This window comes from Mangrovactinospora gilvigrisea (genome assembly GCF_001879105.1).
In the GTDB taxonomy this organism is placed as follows: Bacteria; Actinomycetota; Actinomycetes; order Streptomycetales; family Streptomycetaceae; genus Mangrovactinospora; species Mangrovactinospora gilvigrisea.
This window is the reverse complement of record NZ_MLCF01000152.1, coordinates 1-6,744: the sequence shown is the minus strand read 5'-3', so window position 1 is coordinate 6,744 and position 6,744 is coordinate 1. Positions and strand designations below refer to the sequence as shown.

The following is a 6,744-nucleotide window of genomic DNA, read 5'->3' as shown; positions in this document are numbered from 1 at the left end:
GCGGGGTCGTCCCGGGGCCGGAGCCGGCCTTGGAGGTGTGGGTGCTGCCGGCGTGGGACGGCGAGGGGGAGGAGGGGGAGGGGGAGGCGTGCCGGCCGCTGTGGGACGGGGCCGGAGACGGGGCCGGGGCCGGGCCCGCGGACCGGGTGTGGGTCGGCGTCGGCGTCGCGGTGTGCGTGGGCGTGGACTTGGGCGTGTGCGTCGGGGTCGGCGTCGGAGCCGGCGCCTTGGTGGGTGTGGGTGTGGGTGTGGGTGTCGGGGTCGGCTTGGGTGTGGGCTTGGGCGCCGGGGTGTGCGTTGGCGGCGCCGAACCCTTGTGTCCGCCCGCCGCCGGTATCGCCAGGCGCTCGCCCGGCCGGATGACGTCCGGGTTCTTGCCGATGGTCGCCGCGTTGGCCTGGTAGAGCGCCGTCCAGCCGCCGTGCACGCCCTCCCGGGCCGCGATGCCCGCCAGGGTGTCGCCCGGACGGACCGTCACCTCGGTGCTCCTGCCCTCCGCGTCGACCGTGGCGTCGTGCGGCATGACGAGCCGCCAGCCGGGCTGGATGGGCCGGTCCGCGTCGAAGCGCCTGCCCTCCGCGTCCATCACCCGGCCCTCGTTGAGGCGGGCGATCTCGTGCCAGCGCGAGCCGTTCCCGAGCGTCCGCTCGGCGATCGCCCAGAGGCTGTCCGCCGGACGCCCCGGCTCGGGCTCGCGCACCACGTAGACGGGGTGCGGAGCCTGGCCGAGCGCCGACTCCAGCGGGACGTACCCGGCCTGGGCGGCCTCCGCCCCGGCCCGCGTCGCCGCGACCGCGTTCGAGGACATCGACATCGACGAGGACATCGACGAGGGATTCGACGAGGCCGTCGACGTCGCCGGGGCGACCGCCCCCGCCCCGGATGCGAAGGCCCCCGCGGCCCCCGCCGTCCCGGGCATCCCCCGTGCGCCCGACATCCCCGATCCGCCGGACGTCCCCGACGACGCCCCCGCCGGCAGCGCCGCGAACCCCGCGCTCGCGCCCGCCGTCAGCGCCGCCGCCCGCGGCGCGGCCGCGAACGCCGCGCCTGCCGGCAGCACCGACAGCACGGCCGCGACCAGCGCCCCCGCCGCGCGCTGCCCGAAGCCCAGCCCGGCCGGGAGCCGCGGCGCGGTCCGCCCGCGCAGCTGCGCCGGGATCTCCAGCAGCACCGCGACGGCGAAGCACGCCCACGCGGCCCAGCCGACGACGACCACCGCCCACAGGAACAGCCCGCCCTGATCGGGCTGGGTCAGCAGCGCCCGCAGGCTGCCGTGCAGCGGTGTGCCCAGTCCGGCCACCGTGGACGTCCCGGTGGCGAGCACCACCGGCAGCCCGGCAAGGGCCGCGGCGAGCAGCACCAGGCTGCCGACGGCTCTCAGCACACGCCCCACCAGATTCATGATCAGTTCCCGTTCCCCTTCTCCGGTCCGTTCTCCGGTTGGGTGACGCCGTAGAGCAGCCCGGCCGAGCCCTCCCCGTGCACGGTGAAGGACCCGATGCCCAGCGCGGCGAGGAAGAAGGTCTTGTAGGAGTAGGTGGTGGTGACGGTGATGCGGTGTCCGGCGGCGTTCACGGAGACGCTGCCGCGCACGCCGGCCGCGGCGAGGTAGCGCTTGGCGGCGGTGCTCGCGGCGACCGGGTCGACGGCGAAGCCGTGCCCGGACATCGCCTGGCCCGCGTCGATCTGCTCGCCGCCGGCGCGGGCGGCCTCCATGGCGTAGCCGTCCGCCTGCTCGACGGCGCGCAGCCGGCCGCCGAGGTCGACGATGAGGCCGATGGCGATGAGCAGTCCGACGCAGACCAGCGCCACGAAGACGGACAGCGCGCCGCGGTCGGACCGGTGCTGACGGAGCGTCCGCATCAGCCACCACCGCCCGGTGCCGCGGCGCCGCCCGTGCCGTTCCCGCCCGTGCCGTTTCCGCCCGTGCTGTTCCCGCCCGTGCCGTTTCCGGCCGCCGCGCCTGTCGCCGCACCCGTCGCCGCCCCCGTCGACCGGAACCGGTCCACCACCGAGGTGAAGCTGCTGTTCGCGGCCACCCCGCCCGGCAGCCCCGGCACCATCACATCGCCCAGCGCCACCTGGCAGTGCACCTGGACCCGCACCACCCCGATCCGTCCGGGCGCGCCCGCCGGCTTGCCCACCGCGGCGGCGTCCACCTTGAGCGCCAATCCGCCGCAGTGCAGCCCCTGTTGGGCGAGCGTCCCCTGGGCTGCCCGGTCCGCGGCCGCGACCGCGCGCGCCGGGGTGCGCTCCAGCGAGGCGGCGCGGGCGGCGTCGCGGGCCGCCGCGTCCACTGTCGAGCGGGCCGTGGTGATCCGCCCGGCGGCCACCGCGAGCAGCACGAAGACGACCAGGACGGGCATCAGCAGGGCGGCCTCGATCGGCACCGCACCGCGATCGCCGGCTCTTCGCCGCATGGACCGTCCCCCTTCCTGCTGCCTACTTCCTGCTGTCTGCTGCCTGCTTCCTGCTTCTTGCTGTCCGAGTTCTCCCGTGCCCACTGCCGCGTTCCGCCTACTGACCCGGCACCGTCCAGCGCTCCACCGGCGCCACCACCTGCTGCGTCAGCTTCTTGCCCGGCACCCCCGGCACCAGGGACACCGCCCGCACCGAGACCGAGATCCGCACGTCCTGCCCATCGCTGCCGGCCGTCGAGACCTGCTTGTCGCTCAGGCCCGTGCTGAGCCGGTCGAGCACGCTGCGGGCCCGCGCCGCGCCGGCCGCGGGGGTGGCGCCGTACATCCGGGCGGCCTCGCTGCCCTCGCGGGCAGCCGTGAGGGCGGTCTGCCGGGCGTACCACCACAGCCCCGCCTGCACCACCAGCAGCACCAGCATCAGCACCACCGGGAAGAGGATCGCCAGCGGAACCGACTGCGAGCCCCGGTCCCGTCCCCATCGGAGGTCTCGTCCCCCTCGGAGGCCCGGTACCCCTCGGAGGCTCGGTACCGCTCGGCTCCCGCGTCTCGACATCGGCGGCGTGCTGCTCAGAGCCCGGTGACCTTTGCGGCGGTGCGCTTGCCCAGCGCCGTGATCGCCGCCAGCACGATCCCGGCGAGCGCCACCAGGGCGATCACCACCAGCGCCAGCTCGGTGCTGATCGCGCCGGCCTCGCGCCGCCGGGCCGCCGAACGGACGCGCCGGGAGCGCGCCTTGACGGTGTGCCAGAGCAGCACCGCCGGAACCAGCTCCGCCGGGGCCTGCGCCCCGTGGAGGCGGCCCTTCGACCTCGTCGTGGTCCTCGTCATGTCTCCTCCACAATCCCCAGGGGGCCGCCGGCATCTGCGCGGCCCCTCCCATCCGGTCCTGCGTCGAGTCGGTCCTGCGTCGGGTCGGTCCTGCGTCGGGTCGGTCCTGCGTCGGGTCGGTCCTGCGTCACCCCGTGGTGAACATCTGGTACAGCGCCGGAAAAGCGATCATCACCACCATCACCATCACCAGCGCCGACCCCGGGATGACCATGCGTTCGCTGTCCGTGTTGGCCTTCGCCAGGTCCTCGGCGAGCAGCTCCGAGCGCAGGCTCTTGGCCCGCGCCCGCAGCGTCCCGTAGACGGCGGCACCGTCGGCCCCGGAGAGCCGCATGATGTCCGCCACGTCCTGAAGGGGCGCCAGCCCCAGTTCCTCCGCGAGCCGGCCCAGCCCCACCCACGGCGGACGGCGGTCCACCGCCGCCGCGTCGATGGCGTCCCGCATCCGCAGGAATACGGCGCCCCGCCCCACCCGCGCCGCCCGGGACATCGCCTCGGCCGGGCCGCAGTCCGCCGCCCGCTCCAGCGCCACCAGCTCCAAGTAGGCCGCGACGCCGTGCAGATACTCCACCCGCGCCTCCTTGGCCTCGCCCGCGGCGATGGCGTCCGGCAGCAGCCAGAGCAGCACCGCCAGCACGGGCGCGGCCACCGCCGGCACCACCACCGGCAGGTTCAGCCCGAAGAGCGTCCACACCGCCTGCCCGTACGCCGGCAGCGCCAGGCCGATGAGCGCGAAGAGCCCCTTGTGCGCCATGAAGCGGGCCGGGGTGCGGCCGATCAGCGCCAGGTCGCGGCGCGGGATGCGGACCCCGGGCAGACCCGTCATCCGCCCGCCGAGCCGGTCCAGCAGGCCCGGGCGGTCTGCGGCTGCCGCGTCCTCCGGGCGGACGGTCGGCACCGAGGAGCGCAGCCGTCCCAGCGCCGCGCCCAACTCCGGTGGCGCAGGCCGCAGTTCGGCCGCGAGCAGCGCCAGCCCGCCGCCCACGGCGGCCCCGGCGATCAGCGCCCATGGTGAGATCACAGCCCGGCACCCCCGTCCCCGTCCCCGTAGCGGTCCCCGTAACCGTCGCCACTGCCGTCCCCGCCATTGCCCCCGGTGCGGCCCTCGCCGCGTGCGCGGTCCTCGTTGCGCCCCACCCGGCTGCGCCGGTCCCGCTCCAGCAGCCGCGGCAGCGGCGGCGCCGAGGCGAGGTTCCGCATCCAGGCAATGATCCCCACGAAGGCCACCGTCAGAAACACCAGAACCGCCTGCCCCAGCGCCGTGTGGTACGGCCCGGTGTAGGCCCGGTCGAACGCCCCGACCACGGCGACGCCCAGCGTGATGACGGAGAGCCAGCGCACGGTGGCCCGGTGCTTGGCCCGGTCCGCCTCGATGGCGCGCCGCTGCCGCACCTCCTCGCGCACCGACTCGGCGAGGTCGCTGAGCGCGCCGGCGAGGCCCGGCCCGCGGTCGGAGGCCCGCAGCAGCAGCGCGGCGCAGATCTTGTCCGAGGTGGCGTCGCCCAGCTCGGCGGCGAACGCCCGCAGCGCGTCCTCCGGCCGCCAGCGGGCCTGCAGCCGGGAGACCAGCTCGCCGACCTCGCGGTCCAGCCGCGGCGGCGCGGCCGCCCGGGTGGTGACGATGGCCTGCTCCAACCCGGTGCCCAGCAGCAGCACATCGGCGAGCCGCTGCGTCCACTCCGACAGCGCCTCCAGGCGCTCGATGCGGATCGTCGAGGGCCGGGTGGAGGCCCAGAGCAGCGGCAGCCCGAAGACGGCCAGCGGCACCAGCACCACGGCGAGCACCACATCGGTGAAGAGCCAGCCGCCGATTCCGCCGACCAGCGCCAGCAGCACCTGCACCCGGTGCACCCGCCGCAGCCGCGGATCGCCTTGGCCGTCCCACCAGCGCACCAGCCGCTCGGCCGGTCCGTTGGTGGACGGGCGCGCGGCGCCGGTGCCGTCCAGGAACCCGGTCGCGCCCAGCACCGTGCCCACCACGCCGAGCGCGGCGAGCGCGCCGCAGGCGGCGAAGGCCAGCGTCACCGTCATCGGGCGCCCCCTTCCCGGCCGTTGGCGTGCGGGTCGGGCCGGCGGCCCGGGCCGCGGCCGTCCACCTGCAGCTGCAGCGGGGCCGACCAGCTGCCGTGCGGCGAGTCCAGCAGCCGCGGGTCGAAGCCCGCCCGGCGCAGGTCGTCCAGGCAGGACGGCGGCGTGCGCGGCACCCCGCGCGGCTCGCCGTCGCGCGGCGCGAACACCTCGTTCATCGCGGGCCGGCCGCCCTCGCCCAGCCCCGCGACCTCCAGGACGTGCGAGACGAAGCGGTGCCGGCGGCCGCCCACCCCGGTCTCGTCCACCATCGTCAAGTGGACGACGAAGTCCAGGGCGTTGGCGGTGAGCCGGTAGGCGAGCGCGTCGGTCATCCGCGGCCCGTACTCCAGGCAGAGCTCGGCGATGCGGTCGACGATCATGTGCGGGGTGCGGGCGTGCAGCGTGCACATCGAGCCGCCCTCGCCGTTGGTCATGACCCGCAGCATGGGGACGACCTCGGAGGAGCGCACCTCGCCGACGATGATGCGGTTGAGGGTCATCCGCAGCGCGTGCGGGATGAGGTCGCCGATGCTGATCTCGCCGGCCGCGCGCCCGTCCGGGCCGCGCTCGCCGTTGCCCTCCCGGGCCTCCATCGGCACCACCTGATGGAGCCGGCCCAGCTCGTGGAGCCACAGCTCGTACTCGGTCTCCAGGGTGCCGATCCGCTCGTGCGGCGGGATCTCGGCGGCCAGCGCGCGCAGCAGGCTGGTCTTGCCGACGCCCTGGGTGCCCGTCACCATCACGTTCTTGCGGGCCCGGATGCACGCGGCGAGGAACGCCGCCAGCGTCGCGTCGACGGCGCCGAGCCGCACCATGTCGCCGAGCGTCGCGGAGGCCACCCGGTGGCGGCGGATCGCCACGTACGGGCGCGGGGTGACGGCCATCAGCGCCTGCAGCCGCATCCCGCCCTCCAGGCGGAGGGCGAGGGTGGGGTGCGCGGTGGACAGCAGCCGCTCGCCGCCGCCGTGACGGCGCGCCAGGTCCTGGAGCAGCTCGACCAGTTCGTCGTCCGACTCGGCGATCGGCGGGACGCGGCGCAGCGGCTCGTCGGCGCGGGAGATCCACACGTCGTCGCAGCCGTTGGCGACGATGTTCTCCACCTCGGGGTCGTCGAGGTAGGGCTGCAGCCGCCCGGCGCGGAAGAGCAGGTCGTAGACGGCCTCGGCGAGGGCGCGGTCCTGCTCGCGGGTGGGGGGCACGCCGTGCGCGAGGGAGTAGTCCTCGGACCAGCGGGCCACCTCCTCCTCGATCAGGGCGCGCCCGCGCTGGCGGAGGCCGGCCTGGTCGGGGTCGGTGGCGGTGGCGCGCTGCTCGTCGGAGATCTGGCGGTGCAGCGCGGCGGCGACGCGGCGCTTGAGGTTGCGGGCGACGGCGGGATCCACAGGCTGTGGAGGACTTGCGGCGACGGGAGCGGCGACGGGAGCGG

Annotated in this window: 8 protein-coding genes; all 8 read right to left on the bottom strand. The window is 75.9% G+C overall.

Annotation, left to right across the window (positions count from 1 at the left end; translation table 11 throughout):
• On the bottom strand, nucleotides 1-1,393 hold a 1,393-nt coding region (locus tag BIV57_RS24715), incomplete at its 3' end, for a LysM peptidoglycan-binding domain-containing protein (RefSeq protein ID WP_175548825.1).
• An 11-nt stretch (nucleotides 1,394-1,404) separates the two neighbouring features.
• Nucleotides 1,405-1,863, bottom strand: coding sequence for a hypothetical protein (locus BIV57_RS21875; RefSeq protein ID WP_071658598.1), 459 nt, complete (start codon nucleotides 1,861-1,863; stop codon nucleotides 1,405-1,407).
• Entirely contained in the window at nucleotides 1,863-2,420 is a 558-nt protein-coding gene (locus tag BIV57_RS21870) for a TadE/TadG family type IV pilus assembly protein (protein ID WP_079170580.1), read from the bottom strand. The genes BIV57_RS21875 and BIV57_RS21870 overlap by 1 nt, the downstream gene beginning before the upstream one ends.
• A gap of 97 nt (nucleotides 2,421-2,517) precedes the next feature.
• On the bottom strand, nucleotides 2,518-2,973 hold the full coding sequence (locus BIV57_RS21865; protein ID WP_071658596.1) for a TadE/TadG family type IV pilus assembly protein: 456 nt from the start codon (nucleotides 2,971-2,973) through the stop codon (nucleotides 2,518-2,520).
• Between the two features lie 14 nt (nucleotides 2,974-2,987).
• Nucleotides 2,988-3,248, bottom strand: a complete 261-nt coding sequence (locus BIV57_RS21860; RefSeq protein WP_071658595.1) for a hypothetical protein — start codon at nucleotides 3,246-3,248, stop codon at nucleotides 2,988-2,990.
• 127 nt (nucleotides 3,249-3,375) lie between these two features.
• The gene (locus BIV57_RS21855; protein WP_071658594.1) at nucleotides 3,376-4,269 is read right to left on the bottom strand and encodes a hypothetical protein; all 894 of its coding nucleotides are present in this window, start codon (nucleotides 4,267-4,269) and stop codon (nucleotides 3,376-3,378) included.
• Nucleotides 4,266-5,279, bottom strand: coding sequence for a type II secretion system F family protein (locus BIV57_RS21850; protein ID WP_071658593.1), 1,014 nt, complete (start codon nucleotides 5,277-5,279; stop codon nucleotides 4,266-4,268). Before BIV57_RS21850 ends, BIV57_RS21855 begins: the two co-directional genes overlap by 4 nt.
• A partial coding sequence (locus tag BIV57_RS21845; RefSeq protein WP_336447147.1) for a TadA family conjugal transfer-associated ATPase occupies nucleotides 5,276-6,744 on the bottom strand: 1,469 nt, incomplete at its 5' end. The genes BIV57_RS21850 and BIV57_RS21845, both read right to left, overlap by 4 nt.